This window comes from Rahnella sp. AA (assembly GCF_002834385.1).
In the GTDB taxonomy this organism is placed as follows: domain Bacteria; phylum Pseudomonadota; class Gammaproteobacteria; order Enterobacterales; family Enterobacteriaceae; genus Rahnella.
The window spans coordinates 45,679-62,671 of record NZ_PITQ01000017.1; the positions used below are offsets into that span (position 1 = coordinate 45,679).

Annotated in this window: 12 protein-coding genes; 5 read left to right on the top strand and 7 right to left on the bottom strand. The window is 53.3% G+C overall.

All coding sequences use genetic code 11. From position 1 onward, the window contains the following. Positions 1-92: 92 nt before the first annotated feature. A complete protein-coding gene (lpxM, locus tag CWS43_RS25755; RefSeq protein ID WP_101080000.1) occupies positions 93-1,073 on the top strand; it encodes a lauroyl-Kdo(2)-lipid IV(A) myristoyltransferase in 981 nt (326 codons plus the stop codon). Between the two features lie 60 nt (positions 1,074-1,133). Here lpxM and CWS43_RS25760 read toward each other — a convergent pair whose 3' ends face one another. The 6 genes from CWS43_RS25760 to CWS43_RS25785 all read right to left on the bottom strand — a co-directional run bounded on the left by CWS43_RS25760 (position 1,134) and on the right by CWS43_RS25785 (position 10,917). Next, positions 1,134-2,354: an MFS transporter gene (locus tag CWS43_RS25760; protein ID WP_101080001.1), complete on the bottom strand. Its 1,221-nt coding sequence runs from the start codon at positions 2,352-2,354 to the stop codon at positions 1,134-1,136. Positions 2,355-2,433: 79 nt separating this feature from the next. Next, entirely contained in the window at positions 2,434-4,818 is a 2,385-nt protein-coding gene (locus tag CWS43_RS25765; RefSeq protein WP_101080002.1) for a GNAT family N-acetyltransferase, read from the bottom strand. Between the two features lie 14 nt (positions 4,819-4,832). Beyond that, complete coding sequence (locus CWS43_RS25770; protein ID WP_101080003.1) at positions 4,833-6,158, bottom strand: lysine N(6)-hydroxylase/L-ornithine N(5)-oxygenase family protein; 1,326 nt, start codon at positions 6,156-6,158, stop codon at positions 4,833-4,835. Positions 6,159-6,171: 13 nt separating this feature from the next. After that, a complete protein-coding gene (locus tag CWS43_RS25775) occupies positions 6,172-7,740 on the bottom strand; it encodes an aspartate aminotransferase family protein (protein ID WP_101080004.1) in 1,569 nt (522 codons plus the stop codon). 631 nt (positions 7,741-8,371) lie between these two features. Further along, positions 8,372-9,814, bottom strand: a complete 1,443-nt coding sequence (gene pyk, locus CWS43_RS25780; protein WP_101080005.1) for a pyruvate kinase — start codon at positions 9,812-9,814, stop codon at positions 8,372-8,374. Between the two features lie 233 nt (positions 9,815-10,047). Beyond that, positions 10,048-10,917 carry a MurR/RpiR family transcriptional regulator gene (locus CWS43_RS25785; RefSeq protein ID WP_101080035.1) on the bottom strand — a complete coding sequence of 290 codons (870 nt, stop codon included), beginning with the start codon at positions 10,915-10,917 and terminating at the stop codon, positions 10,048-10,050. Positions 10,918-11,327: 410 nt separating this feature from the next. Between CWS43_RS25785 and zwf the strand changes: the two genes are divergently transcribed. Further along, a complete protein-coding gene (gene zwf / locus CWS43_RS25790) occupies positions 11,328-12,803 on the top strand; it encodes a glucose-6-phosphate dehydrogenase (RefSeq protein ID WP_101080006.1) in 1,476 nt (491 codons plus the stop codon). A gap of 187 nt (positions 12,804-12,990) precedes the next feature. Continuing rightward, the gene (locus tag CWS43_RS25795; protein ID WP_101080007.1) at positions 12,991-13,632 is read left to right on the top strand and encodes a bifunctional 4-hydroxy-2-oxoglutarate aldolase/2-dehydro-3-deoxy-phosphogluconate aldolase; all 642 of its coding nucleotides are present in this window, start codon (positions 12,991-12,993) and stop codon (positions 13,630-13,632) included. Positions 13,633-13,810: 178 nt separating this feature from the next. On the opposite strand, the gene CWS43_RS25800 is transcribed toward CWS43_RS25795, so the two are convergent. Then, complete coding sequence (locus CWS43_RS25800; protein WP_101080008.1) at positions 13,811-14,155, bottom strand: RidA family protein; 345 nt, start codon at positions 14,153-14,155, stop codon at positions 13,811-13,813. Between the two features lie 144 nt (positions 14,156-14,299). Here CWS43_RS25800 and CWS43_RS25805 point away from each other — a divergent pair, with 144 nt between their 5' ends. Both CWS43_RS25805 and tsaB read left to right on the top strand, forming a co-directional pair. After that, complete coding sequence (locus CWS43_RS25805) at positions 14,300-16,213, top strand: ATP-dependent DNA helicase (protein ID WP_101080009.1); 1,914 nt, start codon at positions 14,300-14,302, stop codon at positions 16,211-16,213. Positions 16,214-16,285: 72 nt separating this feature from the next. Continuing rightward, on the top strand, positions 16,286-16,987 hold the full coding sequence (tsaB, locus tag CWS43_RS25810) for a tRNA (adenosine(37)-N6)-threonylcarbamoyltransferase complex dimerization subunit type 1 TsaB (protein ID WP_101080010.1): 702 nt from the start codon (positions 16,286-16,288) through the stop codon (positions 16,985-16,987). The last annotated feature ends 6 nt before the right edge of the window (positions 16,988-16,993 follow it).

A 16,993-nucleotide genomic window follows, 5' to 3' on the forward strand; every position in this document is an offset into this window, starting at 1 on the left:
TGTTCAGGGGCTGATGTTTCGGTGTAGTGATTTATTGCAAAATAAATCACTACACTTATCATTACGCCAGAATTTGATATAAGAGCCTGAGCATGCAGCCAGAAAAAGAAAAACGATCATCCGTAGAATTTATTCCGCAATTTCAGAAAGCCTTTTACCATCCGCGTTACTGGGGCGTCTGGCTGGGCGTCGGAGCGATGGCCGGTATGGCTTATCTGCCCGCGAAAGTGCGCGACCCTGTTTTAGGCAGTCTGGGCCGTCTGGCCGGAAAATTTGCCAAAGGCGCACGTCGTCGCGCGCAAATCAACCTGTTGTATTGCCTGCCCGAAACCCCGGAAGCGGAGCGCGAACATATCATTGACGAAATGTTTGCCACCGCGCCGCAGTCGATGGTGATGATGGCGGAGCTGGCACTCCGTGACCCCAAAAAAATCACGCAGCGCATCCACTGGCACGGCAAAGAAATTGTCGACCAGATGCAGCGCGACGGCAAAAATGTGATTTTTTTGGTGCCACACGGCTGGGCTGTGGATATCCCGGCAATGCTCATGGCGGCCAGTGGTCAGCCGATGGCAGCCATGTTCCATAACCAGAAAAACCCGCTGACGGATTATCTGTGGAACAGCGTGCGTCGCCGCTATGGCGGGCGTTTACATGCCCGAAATGACGGGATCAAACCGTTCATCAGCTCCGTGCGTCAGGGCTACTGGGGATATTATCTGCCGGATCAGGATCACGGTGCGGAACACAGCGAATTCGTTGATTTCTTTGGAACCTACAAGGCGACATTGCCTGCCGTGGGCCGTCTGATGAAAGTCTGCCGTGCGCAGATTGTGCCGCTTTTCCCGGTGTATAACGGCAAAGAGCAGCGTCTGGACATTTTTGTGCGGCCACCGATGGATGATTTGGCGACGGCAGACGATATCCAGATTGCGCGCCGTATGAATGAAGAGGTGGAATTGCTGGTCGGGCCGAATCCTGAGCAATACACCTGGATCCTCAAATTGCTGAAAACGCGTAAACCGGGTGAACCGGAGCCGTATTCCCGCAAAGAGCTTTACCCGAAAAAGTAAGCGCTAAACATCGTATTAAGCAAAGAGGCTGAGCGTAAAACTCAGCCTCTTTTGCATTTGTTATCCCGCTTTTATAGCGCGTTTCAGAAACAGCACAATCAGCAGTGTTCCCGCCGTACCGAACAGCAAACCGGCCAGCATGAAAATGCCGTAGCCCTGCGCGAAATAAAGCTGTTTTGCCAGTTCAATCCCTGTCGCGAAAACCACAATGGTGATCAGCCCGAGCGCCGCCGCCACAGTGCCTTTCCCTGTCGGGCTGGAGAACAGCGTCAGCCGGTAAAGCCCGGCATTGACCAGCCCTGAACCCAGCGCATACAAGCTCAGCCCCGCCGTTATCCAGTACCAGGCATGAACCATAAACAGCGCCGCATAAGCGCTGATGCAAAGCCCGAGAACAATCGGCAAAATCCCCAGCCAGACCGGCGTGCGGATATTTACTTTGCCGCTGAGTTTACTCAGTACAACGTTGCCGATGATAAGCCCGGTGAATACCGGAACCTGTAACCAGCCGTATTGTAACGGCGTCATTCCGGCGTCCTGAATCAGCAGTACCGGCGACTGCGCAACCCAGGCCAGCAGCGGCAACGTGATCAGCCCGATCGATAACGAGCCGGTGACCACGCCAGCATTGGTGAACACCTCGCGGTAATCTGCCAGCAAGCGGCGCATCGAGAAACGCCCGTCACGACCCGACGCCGTTTCCGGCATGCTGCGCCACAGGCCCCAGAATGACAGCGCGGAGATCAGCGCAAACAGCGCAAACATCGCTTTCCACGGCGCGTAGTGAATGAACGCCGCGCCCGCCAGCGGCCCGAGCAGTGGCGCAATCAGCGTGATATTGGCCATCAGCGCCATCAGCTTTACGCTCAGGGCTTCGCTGAACGCTTCCTGAATGGCGGCGTAACCCACCGCGCCGATAAAGCACAGGCTCATGCCCTGCAAAAAACGCATCAGGATAAATTGTTCGATGCTTTGCGTGAATACCGTGAGAAAGCAGGTGACGGTAAAAAAGGCCACGCCCGCCAGCAAAACCGGCCTGCGCCCCAGCCGGTCAGAGAGCGGCCCGAGCAGCCATTGCAGAAGAATTCCGCCACACAAATAGGCGGTCAGCGAGGTGGAAACCCAACCGGCGCTGGCGCTGAAGTCGCTGATCACCTGCAACATACCCGGCTGAATCATATCGTGGGCAATATAAGTGGCGAATTCGAACATCACCAGCGACAGCGGAAACAGCCACTGACGCCAGCTCAGCTGAGAGGCGGGTTCAGAAACGGACGACATAACAATACTTCTCCATTGCTCAAAATCAGAAAAGCGCGACCCTCTCAGGCCGCGCTAAAAAACGTGTTAAGTGCGGGACTCAGTATTTATTCGCGTAGGCCGCAATCGGGTTTTCCAGCGTCCCGGCAAACTTGAGGTTTTGCGCCGGATCCGACAGATTGATCATCTGCTGGTTATTCGCCAGTTGCAGACGGTTGAGGCAGGAATGCGTGAACTCCGCGCCAAACATGTCGTAACGGGCAAACTTCTCTGCCAGCTCCGGATACTGAATCTGGTAATCGCGGACGACTTCCGCCACCACCTGCCAGAACTGCCCGGCCGGATAATTGCCGTTTTCTTCCAGAATGCGGGCGATAAAGCGGAACACACCGGCAAACACGTCGGTGAAGATCGACAGGATTTTCAGCTCTTCCGGCACGTCGACCGCCAGTCGTTTGGCTTTTTCGGGCAGATGAGCATCCGGATTCATCACGGCAATTTCTTCCGCGATATCTTTCATAAACGCGTTAACCGGGATGTTGTTTTCGAAACGCAGGATCAGGTTTTCGCCGTGCGGCATAAACACCAGATCGTACTGATAAAAACAGTGCAACAACGGGCTGAGGTAGGCGTGCATGTAACGCTTGAGCCAGTCGCCAGTCGCCAGGCCTGAGGATTTGATCATCTCAACAATCAGGGCGTCACCGTGTTTGTCGGTATGTAAAAGCGCGGCCATGGTCATCAGGCGCTGATTCGGCTGCAACTGAGCCACCGGGTTCTGACGCCACAGTGCGGCAAACATTTTTTTATACGCACTGTCGCCCTTAATCGCCTCTTCGAAATAGTGGTTGTGATAACCCAGTGAAGCCACTTCCTGAAGAATGCTGAAACCGGTGGATTGCAGGTAGGAATCGTTTTCGACCAGCTCCGCCAGCCATTCGTTGATGCCCGGCGTGGTCGCCATGTAATACGGTGAAAGTCCGCGCATGAAGCCCATATTCAGTATGGACAGCGCAGTTTTCACATAGCGGGCTTTCGGGCGGCTGGCATTATAGAAGGTGCGGATGGACTGCTGTGCGAGATAGTTGTCCTCGCCCTCACCGAGATAAATCAGGAACTGGCGGGCGATGTCCGGCGCAAATACCGTCAGTAATTTATTCTGCCATTGCCACGGATGAACCGGCATGAAGTAGTAGTTTTTCGGATCCACACCATTATCGACCAGACGCTGCGTGAACGCGCAAATCTGCGCATCGCCCAGTTCTTCGGCGATCAGTTTTTCGTACGGCAAACCTTCCACGCTGGCGAAATGAGCTTTGTCGTGATGCACCGCGACCCAGACCAGTTGCAGCGGATTTGCCGCTTCCGGCGCATAACGCACGTAGTCACCGGCATCAAAACCGATGCGGCCATTGTTGGCGATAAAGCTCGGATGGCCTTCGGTCATGCTGGTTTCCACGGTCTGGAAATCGGCTTCCGAGAGTTGTTTTGCTGTCGTGTGATTGTTCGCCAGCTTATATGCGCTGCTGTAAAGCGTGCTGCTGATTTCTTCCATGTAGGTCGGCAACATCGCCTGCGAAATGCCGATCTGATCCGCAAATTCAATGATGAATTTCAACGCGTCCGGCGGTTGTGGCGTGAAGTTATCCAGACGCTGAATGCTGTCGAGGTCAATCATCCAGTCGTTTAGCGGTAACTGGCGCGCACGGAAACGGTATTCAACTTCAGAAGCCGGAACGGCCAGCTGATAGTCGGTCCAGGTGCCGTTGTTTTGCAGCGCGACCGGCGCCAGCAGGCGTTCATGCGTCAGCTCTGACAGGCATTTGCGTAACAGCAGGGCATTGGCTTTCGCCCAAATTTCCGGTTGCAGATGCTGGCCGGATTGCAGCTGAGATGAAGTCATGGTGTTTTTTTCCTTCTGGCGGGCCTGCAAAAAATCTTCGCGCTGGCAGAAAGCCAGCCAGGCGGTTTTATGAGTCAGTTGAATTTGTTTCTGATAGCGGAAACCTGCGCGCTTATTCAGTTTGTGGATCTTTTCGTTACGCACGTCCGGCTCAACCACCACGCGTTTCACGTCCGGCTGGCTGAACAGATATTCCATCACGGCTGAAAAGACCTGCCAGCTGAAACCGGAAACGGGTTTATCCGCCGGAGACAGCAAAATATGCATGCCCATATCGCCGGGCTGAACGTCGTAGTGATCGCGTAATGGATCGTCCTGCACCGGATAGCATTCGATGAGAAAACGCGGCTGTCCGTTGATTTCGCCCATCAGCGCGGCCAGCGGTGTTCCGGCAGTCAGGTCGCGGTAGAAAACATCAACGTCGGCCACGCTGCTGTTCTGCATTCCCCAGAAATGCGCGTAAGGCTGCGTCATCCACGCATGCAGGATGGCGGCGTCTTTTGCCAGATGCAGCGGGCGTAATGTCAGCTGCCCTGCGTCACGCGGGCAGGTGAACAGGGGCGCGGGAGTCAATTCAGACATGGGTTAATTCTCCGTTATCGGTCTGCAAGGCTGCGGGCGCAGAAAGTCTGGAAGGCGATGGATTTTTCCACCGGATAAATTTCCTCGCCGAGCATTTCGCGAATAATGGAACTGTTGCGGTAACACGCCATGCCCAGATCCGGCGTGACAAAACCGTGGGTATGCAGTTCGGCGTTCTGGACAAAAATCTGGTTATGGGCGTCGATGCTGTAATTGCGGTTGACGGCGTAGCGCCCGGCGTCATCCCACTGAATGCGGTTGTAGATGCCTTCGATAAACTGCGGCGGCTGATAACCGTAACCGGTTGCGAGCACCACGGATTCCGTCTGGTGGCGATATTCCTGCTGCTGTTCGTGGTGAAGCAGCGTCATCTCCAGCTCGCCTTTGCGGTTACCCGTCAGTGCGGTCAGCTCCGAATGCGTGTAGAGATCGACATTCAGCGGGCCATCCAGGCGTTTGGTGTACATCAGGTCGTAGATATCGTTGATCAGGCTGATGTTGATGCCTTTGTACAAGCCTTTTTGCTCGCGGTTCAGCTGATCGCGCTTACTCATAGGCAGGGCATGGAAGTAATCGATGTACTCCGGCGAGGTCATTTCCAGCGTCAGTTTGCTGTATTCCAGCGGATAGAAACGCGGCGCGCGGGTCACCCAGGTCAGGTGATAATCGTACTTGTCGATTTCTGAAAGCAGGTCGTAATAAATTTCCGCCGCACTCTGGCCGCTGCCGACTACGGTGATGGATTTCGAACGCTGCATCCGCTCTTTGTTCGGCAGATAGGCGCTGGAATGGTGAACGTTACTGCCTGCTTCACGGGCACACGCTGGTAGCCACGGCGACGGACCGGTGCCCAGCACCAGTCGTTTGGCGCGGTAAATCTGTTTATCTCCGCCCCGGGTCGGACGCGCCTGCACCAGATAGCATTCGGTTTGTGCGTCCCAGGTCACCAGTTCCACGCGTGTGGAAAATTGCAGGCTGCTCAGCTGCTCACAAACCCACTGGCAATACTGGTTGAACTCTTTGCGCATCATGAAGAAATTTTCACGGATGTAAAAAGAATACAGTTTTCCTTGCTGCTTCAGGTAGTTGAGGAAACTGTAAGGGCTGGTCGGATCAGCCAGCGTCACCAGATCGGCCATAAACGGCGTCTGCAAATGGGCGCTTTCCAGCATCATGCCGGTGTGCCAGTCAAAGCCGTCATTTTGATCTAAAAACAGGCCATTCAGCGCTTTTACCGGTTCCGTCAGACAGGCCAGGCCGAGGTTGAACGGGCCGATGCCAATCGCGATAAAATCGTAGGTCTGTTTATCTGCATTCAGTTCAGGGGAATTAAGGCTCATGGTGCAACTCCTGTTAGCGGTTCTTCGCGGCGCTCAGCGCGGCGGCGGTCAGTTCTTTGCCGTAATGCGTGATAAGGCTGAGCACATCGGCGACGTCTTCCTTGGTTGTGGTCGGATTGAGCAGGGTGAATTTCAGGTACTGGCGCTGATGCACTTTGGTTCCGGCTATCACGGCGCTGCCGTCGCGGAAAATGGCTTTGCGGATGTCGGCATTGATGGCGTCAATTTGCTCCTTGCTCATTGACATGCGCGGGACAAAGCGGAACACCAGCGTGCTCAGTTCGGGTTTGTGCAACACTTCAATGTTCGGGTTTTGTTCCATCAGCTGATGGGTTTCGGTGGCGCGTTCCAGCAGCACATCGAAGGATTCGCCCAGTGCCTGCTGGCCCATGATGCGCAGCGTCAGCCACATTTTCAGGGCGTCGAAACGTTTGGTGGTCTGGATGCTTTTGTTGACCAGATTCGGTGTGCCTTCCAGTTTTGCGCTCAGCGGATTCAGGTATTCCGCGTGGTGAGTGACGTGTTCCAGATGGCGGTGATCGTTGACCAGAAACGCACTGCAACTGACTGGCTGGAAGAAGGATTTGTGATAATCAACGGTCACGGAATCGGCCAGATGAATCCCTTCGATGCGCTGGCGATGCTGCGGGGAAACCAGTAAACCACAGCCATAAGCGGCGTCGGCATGCATCCAGATTTTCTCTTTGCGGCAGATTTCCGCGATTTCATTGAGCGGATCGATACTACCGAAATCGGTGGTACCCGCTGTGGCCACAATGGCAATCGGGATCAAACCTTCTGCGTGACAGCGTTCGATTTCCTGTTTCAGCGCGCTGATATCCATACGGAATTTGTCGTCACAGGCGACAGGCACCACGGCGTCATAGCCGAGCCCGAGCAGGGCGGCGGATTTCTGAATGCTGAAATGGCTGACCTGTGAACTGAAGATGCGCCAGCGGTTAGCTTCCGGCGGTAAGCCCTGATATTTGATGCTGTGCTGCGGACGTGTGCGTTTGCAGTGACTGTCGCGCGCCAGCAACATCGCCATCAGGTTTGACTGCGTGCCGCCGCTGGTGAAAATACCGTCCGACTGTGCGCCAAAGCCGATGCGCGCCAGCGTCCAGTCGATGACCTTTTGTTCAATCAGCGTGCCGCCAGCGCTCTGATCCCAGGTATCGACGGAAGAGTTAATCGCGCTGATAAAAAGCTCAGCCAGTTGCGACGGAACTACGGTCGGGCAGTTGAGATGTGCGAGGTATTTCGGGTGATGAAAATAAACAGCGTGTTGAAGATATAAATCATCCAGTTCTTCCAGCGCCAGCCGCGTTCCGTCTAAGGGTTTGGTTAAATCAATATGGCGAAACTGTTCGGCTAATTCGGCAGGGGATACACCCGAAAAAGGCTTTTCAGTCTGATTAATATGAGACTTAATTAATTCAATCCCTTGCTCGATCTGTGCCTGCCACTCTGACGTGCTATTTTGATTAAAAATATAACCCTGATTTTGTCTTAAATTTTCCTGAGCAGGTGTGAGGCTATCCGCGCTGTCCTGCATTAATTCCCAATTATTTATCTGGCTCATTCTGGACCCTTTTAGTCTGACCTTTTCATCGGGAGCAGGCGCAGGGCGGCCTCCCGAATGTATTAAGGAAATTTCAGTGAACGTAAGCGTTAGCAGGCAGGGCTCATGGCCACGCCTGTTAAGTGTATGGTTAATTATTTTTCTTTATCAGAAATTGCAGGTTATTTGTCTTGTCTGATTTCCTTTGTGCGGATATATACAAGGTTTTAACGATTGGGAATCATTATAAATGCAAATCATTATCATTCAATAACGACATTGAACATTTAGCAAATACCTGTGTTTTTGATGTTTTTATGTGATCGCAATCACATAAAAATGTAAATTTAGCTTTGGATACTCTTAATCCTATGAGAGAAGTCTGTATTTGTTATTCAATTCTGTGCTCTCAATCTGGGCATTGAGGATACAAAAAGTTATATTTATACGTAATAACTGTGGGTGCAATTTTTTGGGTCAGGGAAGAATAGTGGTGATGCAGAATAATATTTCTGGAAGATGGCAAAATAATGATCAAATTAAGAGCGTTAAATACCTTGTTGTTGCAGGGGAATAAAAATGGATTGAGGCGGGAAATAAAAAGCCGCTCGCAATGATCGGCTTTTCAGTTATAGTTTATAACATTCAGACGTTATTCAACACGCAGTACGCGACTGGTGTTGGTGGTTCCGACGGTACTCATCACATCACCCTGAGTGATAATGACCAGATCGCCGGAGAGCAGGTAACCCTTGTCACGTAGTAAATTCACCGCATCCTGAGCACCGGCAACGCCGTCGTTGACGCTGTCAAAGAATACAGGCGTCACACCACGGTAGATTGCCGTCAGGTTCAGCGTGTGTTCATGGCGGGACATCGCGAAGATCGGTAGACCAGAACTGATACGCGACAACATCAGGGCGGTACGGCCGGACTCGGTCATGGAGATAATCGCAGTAACGCCTTTCAGGTGGTTGGCGGCGTACATGGCGGACATCGCAATGGCTTCTTCGATGTTATCGAATTCCACGTCCAGGCGGTGTTTGGAAACGTTGATGCTGGGGATTTTTTCCGCACCCAGACAAACACGCGCCATCGCGGCCACGGTTTCTGCCGGGTACTGACCAGCTGCGGTTTCAGCAGATAACATCACCGCATCCGTACCATCCAGCACGGCGTTCGCAACGTCCATAACCTCTGCGCGGGTCGGCATTGGATTGGTGATCATTGACTCCATCATCTGAGTTGCGGTGATCACCGCACGGTTCAGCTGACGGGCACGGCGGATCAGTTTTTTCTGAATACCCACCAGCTCAGGGTCACCAATTTCAACCCCCAGATCGCCGCGCGCAACCATTACGACGTCGGAGGCCAGAATGATGTCATCCATGGCTTCGTCAGTGGCAACGGCCTCTGCGCGTTCAACTTTAGACACGATTTGTGCGTTACAGCCTGCGTCGCGGGCCAGGCGGCGCGCATAGTTAAGATCTTCGCCGGTGCGTGGGAATGAAACTGCCAGGTAATCTACGTCCATTCTGGCCGCAGTAATAATGTCTGCTTTATCTTTTTCAGTCAGGGCTTCGGCGGAAAGGCCGCCACCCAGCTTATTGATACCTTTATTATTGGAGAGCGGGCCGCCAACGGTAACTTCGGTGAATACTTTCATGCCCTGAACTTCAAGCACTTTCAGCTGCACACGGCCATCATCCAGCAACAGGATATCGCCAGGTACAACGTCAGCAGGAAGACCTTTATAATCGATACCCACTTTCTCTTTGTCGCCTTCACCCTTGCTCATGTTGGCATCGAGCAGGAATTTGTCGCCGATATTGAGGAAGACTTTGCCTTCTTTAAAGGTCGATACGCGAATTTTCGGGCCTTGCAGGTCGCCGAGGATAGCAACATGACGGCCAAGACGGGCGGCAATTTCGCGCACTTTGTTGGCGCGCAGGATGTGGTCTTCAGGGGTACCGTGAGAGAAATTCATACGTACTACGTTTGCACCGGCGGCAATGATCTTTTCAAGATTATTGTCACGGTCAGTTGCCGGACCGAGGGTGGTAACGATCTTCGTTCTTCTGAGCCTTCTGGACATGCCTTACTCCGTTAACTGATGAAACATGGTAATGCAAAAAACAGCGAGCCCACATTGGGTTAAGGTGTAATTGTAATACAAAAGGGTTTCACCTGTGTGACCCGCTGACCTCATGCCTGACGTTTGTCGTGCGCACTTTGCGCGTAGATTTTCCGTCAGACTCCCTATTAAATCGGTAATGCATCATTGATATGCTTTATGACTGACTTGATATGCGGGTTCGCAGGGCGAACTCACTCAAGCAGGTTAGGGACGACAATACCCTTATCAAAGCGCGATTCTTTTAACGCTTCTTTGACCCGCTTCAGGTTATCTCTGAATTTTGCGCCACGGCGCAATGTAAAACCCGTGGCCAGCACGTCAATCAACGTCAGTTGCGCAATTCGCGAGACCATTGGCATGTAAACGTCAGTGTCCTCGGGAACGTCGAGCAACAGCGCGAGCGTGGCTTCGTGTGCCAGCGGAGTATTAAAAGAGGTGATGGCGATGACGGTGGCATCGTTTTCGCGGGCAAGGTGCGCAAGTTCCACCAGATTCTTGGTGCGTCCGGTGTGAGAAATTAGCACGACGACGTCACCTTCGCTGGAATTCATGCAACTCATGCGCTGCATGACGATATCATCGAAGTAGACCACGGGAATGTTGAACCGGAAAAACTTGTTCATGGCGTCATGCGCGACGGCGGCGGAAGCACCCAGCCCGAAGAAGGAAATCTTCTTGGCCTGGGTGAGCAAATCGACGGCGCGGTTGATGGCGGCAATGTCCAGGGTGTTTTTCACCTGATCGAGGCTGGCCATCGCGGATTCAAAGATTTTACTGGTATAAGCGCTGACGCTGTCGCTTTCATCCACGTTACGGTTCACATAAGGCGTACCGTTTGCCAGACTTTGTGCCAGATGCAGTTTAAAATCTGGAAACCCTTTTGTGTCGAGACGGCGGCAAAAACGGTTTACAGTAGGCTCACTGACGTCGGCCATGCGGGCCAGAGTGGCGATACTGGAATGGATAGCAATGTGCGGCGATGCGAGGATAACTTCTGCGACTTTGCGTTCTGACTTGCTCAGAATGTCAAGGCTGGTCTGGATTTTTTCCAATGTATTCATAAGCATGCCACTCATAGGTTTCAACGATTTCTTTGAAAAGAGGAAATCATTCTGATTTGATGAAAATATACTACGCGCGTTATGTCGTTGGCAGCGTCAGTCAGGCGAATTTACGGCTTTTTTTGTCAGAGTTTGACCGAGATCTAACTTTCAGTATGGTAAATTCTGTTCAGTTTTGTCATAAAATTACAGAAAACGGTCGGTTTTCGGCATGCCTGTAATACTTATGACAAAAATGGGGTTTTATCAGGGAGTTATCATACTGTCAGATCAAGGTTTACGGCTTACGGGCAATCAGAGTACATTGTTGCTGAAATAAAATTACAATATGTACCCGAGATAATTCGAGTTGCAGCGCACGCACAGGCAACCAGAAATATATTAGGTATTCCTGCATTGAGGAGAAGAACATGGCGGTAACTCAGACAGCCCAGGCTTGTGATCTGGTAATTTTCGGTGCAAAGGGCGATCTTGCGCGCCGTAAGCTGTTGCCTTCCCTGTATCAGTTAGAGAAAGCCGGTCACATTCACCCTGACACACGTATTATCGGCGTCGGACGTGCGGAATGGGACAAAGCGGCCTATACCGAAGTGGTTAAAGAAGCCCTGACCACCTTCATGAAAGAAACCATTGATCCGGAACTGTGGGACAAGCTCAGCTCCCGTCTTGATTTCTGTAACCTTGATGTCAATGATCTGAAGCATTTCAAAGTGCTGGGCAAAATGCTTGACCAGCAAAATCGCGCTACCATTAACTATTTCGCGATGCCACCGAGCACGTTCGGCGCAATCTGCCGCGGGCTGGGCGAGGCCGGGCTGAATAAAGAACCTGCGCGCGTTGTGATGGAGAAACCACTGGGTACCTCGCTTGAGTCTTCTCAGGTCATCAACGATCAGGTGGCGGAATACTTTGCGGAGTCTCAGGTTTATCGTATCGACCACTATCTGGGTAAAGAAACGGTACTGAACCTGCTGGCACTGCGTTTTGCCAACAACCTGTTCGCCAGCAACTGGGATAACCGCACTATCGATCACGTGCAAATCACCGTGGCGGAAGAGGTGGGTATCGAAGGCCGTTGGGGTTACTTCGATAAAGCTGGCCAGATGCGCGATATGATCCAGAACCACTTGCTGCAGATCCTGACCATGATTGCCATGTCTCCGCCAGCTGATCTGAGCACCGACCGTATTCGTGATGAGAAGGTGAAGGTGCTGCGTTCCCTGCGCCGTATTGATCAATCCAACGTGCGCGAAACCACCGTACGCGGTCAGTATACCGCCGGTTTCGTCCAGGGCAAAAAAGTGCCGGGTTATCTGGAAGAAGAAGGCGCGAACAAAACCAGCAGCACCGAAACCTTCGTGTCTATCCGTGTGGATATCGACAACTGGCAGTGGGCCGGTGTGCCGTTCTACCTGCGTACCGGTAAACGTCTGCCGAGCAAATGTTCAGAAGTTGTGGTGTATTTCAAAAATCCGGCGCTGAACCTGTTCCGTGATTCCTACCAGCAGTTGCCGCAAAATAAGCTGACCATTCGCCTGCAGCCGGATGAAGGTATCGAGATTGAAGTGCTGAACAAAGTCCCGGGTCTGGAGCACAAACATCGTTTGCAAACCACGAAACTGGATCTGAGCTTCACCGAAACCTTTAACGAGCAGCACATCGCGGATGCTTACGAGCGCCTGCTGCTGGAGACCATGCGGGGCATTCAGGCTCTGTTCGTCCGCCGTGACGAAGTCGAAGAAGCCTGGAAATGGGTCGACTCCATCATGAATGCGTGGGCGGCGGAAAGCGAAGCACCAAAACCGTATCAGTCCGGTACATGGGGGCCTGTGGCATCCGTGGCAATGATCACCCGCGATGGCCGTTCCTGGAACGAGCTCGAGTAACGGGTCATCAAAAAAAGACGCTGCTTATGCAGCGTTTTTTTATGAAACATCAATTCTTTTAGCAGTTAGGAATAGTAGTATCGTCCAATCGGGTGTGGTCGGTCACCAGTAACGCAATTTGCTGGTCCCTGTGGCAGGGGCGCGCCATCAATCACAACGGTGCCTGCGGGCATAAATGGAGAACGAGATGAAAAACTGGAAAACAAGCGCGGAACAAATTCTGACCTCAGGGCCGGTTGTTCCTGTGATTGTTATCAATAAACTGGAACATGCCGTTCCGCTGGCGAAAGCGTTAGTTGCCGGTGGTGTGCGTGTTCTGGAAGTCACCTTGCGTACCGCATGTGCGATGGATGCGATCCGTGCTATTGCGAAAGAAGTGCCGGATGCCATTATTGGCGCAGGTACGGTGCTTAATCCTGAACAACTGGCTGAAGTGACAGAAGCCGGTGCCCAGTTTGCGATTAGCCCGGGCCTGACGGAACCTTTGCTGAAAGCGGCTAACGCCGGTTCTATCCCGCTGATCCCGGGGATTTGCACTGTGTCAGAACTGATGATGGGTCTGGATGCTGGCCTGCGTGAATTCAAATTCTTCCCGGCGGAAGCCAACGGCGGCGTGAAAGCGTTGCAGGCGATTGCCGGTCCGTTCCCTCAGGTCCGTTTCTGCCCGACCGGTGGGATTTCGCCGAAGAACTACCGTGACTATCTGGCGCTGAAAAGCGTGCTGTGCATCGGTGGTTCATGGCTGGTGCCTGCCGACGCGCTGGAAAGCGGTGACTATGCACGTATCACTGAGTTGGCGAAAGAAGCCGTTGCAGGCGCAAAAGCATAATACCCGTCATCCTTCGGGCCGCCTCTGCGTTGGCTGCCCTCGCGAACCCCGGTCACATACTGAATGTATGCTTCCGGGGATTCACTCAGTTGCCGCCTTGATGCGACCCGAATTTCTAGGGTATTTCAAAATGTGAAAACCTCCCGCGGGAGGTTTTTTTACATCTGCGATCCGGCGCTTAGCGTGCTGCGATGATCTTAATTTCGATTTTGTATTTCGGGTTCATCAGGTTTGCCTGCACGGTGCAGCGAACCGGCGCGTTACCCGGTGACACCCACGCATCCCAGGCTTCGTTCATGGCCGGGAAATCTTCCTTGTGAACCAGAAACAACGTGGCATCGAGAATTTTGCTCTTGTCTGAACCGGCTTCTGTCAGCACGGCATCAATGATGGCCAGTGTTTCAGCGGTCTGATCTTTGGCATTCGCATCCAGATTTTCCGGCACGGCGGTGTAGTAAATAGTGTCGTTGTGGATGACCACATCAGACATACGTGGCTCAGGTCGGATCCTTTCGATAGTCATATTGTTGTGCTCCTGTTAGTCACTTTTTATTGATGGCGGTAAGGGTAACACAAAGGCTTGCTGCGTTGGATTGGCAGATGACGGTGGCGGTGAGGGCGTTCGGTTGGCATAATCACTGCTGATCCGTACAGGTAGAGAGATTCAGTGACAGACGATTTTGCAACAGATGGCGCCCTGGCGCAGAAAATTGAAGGTTTCAAACCCCGTGAACCGCAGCGTCTGATGGCGCAGGCCGTCAGCAAAGCCATCAGCGGAAAACAGGGACTGGTCGTTGAGGCCGGAACCGGAACCGGGAAAACCTACGCCTATCTCGCGCCGGCATTACGTTCGGGCAAAAAAGTCATTATTTCTACCGGATCGAAGAATCTGCAGGACCAGCTCTATTCCCGTGACCTGCCGAAAGTCGCTTCTGCGCTGCAATTCAAAGGCCGTCTGGCGCTGCTCAAAGGCCGCTCAAACTATTTGTGCCTTGAGCGGCTGGAGCAGCAATCGCTTTCCGGCGGTGAGCTCGCCAGCCAGGCGCTGAGCGAACTGGCGCACCTGCGGCACTGGTCGAGCAGCACGGAAGAAGGTGATATCAGCACCTGCACCGTGGTGCCGGAAGACAGTTTTGTCTGGCCGCTGGTCACCAGTACCAACGATAACTGCCTGGGCAGCGACTGCCCGCTGTATAAAGAATGTTTCGTCGTCAAAGCCCGCCGTAAGGCGATGGATGCTGACGTTGTGGTTGTGAACCATCACCTTTTTATGGCCGATATGGTGGTCAAAGAGAGCGGCTTCGGAGAGCTTATCCCGCAGGCTGATGTGATGATTTTTGACGAAGCCCATCAGATCCCCGATATTGCCAGCCAGTATTTTGGCCAGCAGGTGACCAGCCGTCAGTTGCTGGACATGGCGAAAGACATCACTATCGCTTACCGCACGGAAGTGCGTGATTCGGTGCAGTTGCAGAAAAGCGCCGACCGTCTGAGCCAGAGCACAATGGATTTCCGTCTGGCGCTCGGTGAGCCGGGTTTTCGCGGCAATCTGCGCGACGTGCTCAACCAGCCCGCGATTCAGCGCGCGCTTTTGCTGCTCGACGACGCACTGGAGCTTTGCTATGACGTGGTCAAACTGTCTCTCGGACGCTCGGCCTTGCTGGACGCCGCCTTCGAGCGCGCCACGCTCTATCGCAACCGTCTCAAGCGCCTGAAAGATGTGTCGATCCCCGGCTACAGCTACTGGTATGAATGTAATTCCCGTCATTTCGTTCTGGCGCTGACGCCGCTGTCAGTCACCGATAAATTCAGCGAAATGATGAAAGAAAAGCCGGGAGCGTGGATTTTCACATCTGCAACGCTTTCGGTGAACGATCAGTTGCATCATTTCACCGAACGTCTCGGGCTGGATGAGGCAGAGACATTGCTGCTGCCCAGCCCGTTTGATTACGCCAAACAGGCGCTGTTGTGCGTGCCGCGTTTCCTGCCTGAATCGAACGGCCAGGGCAGCTCCAAACAGCTGGCGCGCATGCTCCGGCCACTGATTGAAGCCAACAAAGGCCGCTGTTTCTTCCTGTGTACGTCGCACAAAATGATGCGCGAACTGGCGGAGGAATTCCGTGCCAGCCTGACGCTGCCGGTGTTATTGCAGGGGGAGACCAGCAAAGGCCAGCTCCTGGCGCAGTTTGTCGAAGCGGGTAATGCGTTGCTGGTGGCAACCAGCAGTTTCTGGGAAGGCGTGGATGTACGCGGCGACGCGCTGTCGTGCGTCATTATCGATAAATTGCCGTTTACCTCGCCGGACGATCCGCTGCTTAAAGCGCGCATCGAAGATTGTCGCTTGCGCGGCGGCGATCCGTTCAATGACGTACAATTACCGGATGCGGTCATTACGCTCAAACAGGGCGTCGGGCGTCTTATCCGTGACACCGATGACCGTGGCGTGATGGTGATTTGCGACAACCGGCTGGTTATGCGCCCGTATGGTGAAGTTTTCCTCAACAGTTTGCCGCCGACGCCGCGTACGCGCTCGCTTGCACAAGCGATACGCTTTTTACAGAACGTGGAAGAGCAGAAATAGCCTTCACGTTATGTTAGGATAGCGCCCCGAAAAAAGGCCCTAACTTATTCATTTCCCCGCCTGAGGTTTGGCATGTCCACGCGAATTTTAGCAATTGATACGGCGACAGAAGCCTGTTCGGTTGCGCTATACAATGAGGGCGAAACGCTCGCTCATTTTGAACTCTGCGCCCGCGAACATACGCAGCGTATTTTGCCGCTGGTGCAACAGATCCTGGCTGAAGCGGGCCTGACGCTCAATCAGCTTGATGCTCTGGCCTTTGGCCGCGGGCCGGGCAGTTTTACCGGCGTGCGTATCGGTATCGGTATGGCGCAGGGGCTGTCGCTTGGCGCTGAGCTGCCTCTGTTGCCGGTCTCCACATTACAGACCATGGCGCAGGGCGCGTATCGCCAGACCGGCGCTGAAAACGTACTGGCCGCCATCGATGCGCGTATGGGAGAAGTGTACTGGGGCGAATTCTCCCGGAATGCCCTGGGCGTCTGGAGTGGCGAAAATACCGAAAAAGTGGTCAAACCTGAGCAAATCATCGAACAGGCCGGTTCACTGACCGGACGTTTTGCGACCGTCGGTACCGGTTGGGAGGCTTATCCGCATTTGTTGGGTGAATCTCCGGTTGCAGAATTATTTGATGGCAAAATGTTACTGCCGCACGCGGAAGATATGCTGCTGCTGGCGCTCCGGCTCTGGGAAGACGGCGTACGCGTGGATCCTGAAGATGCTGAACCCACGTATCTGCGCAACGAAGTTACGTGGAAAAAGCTGCCGGGCCGGTAAGTTACC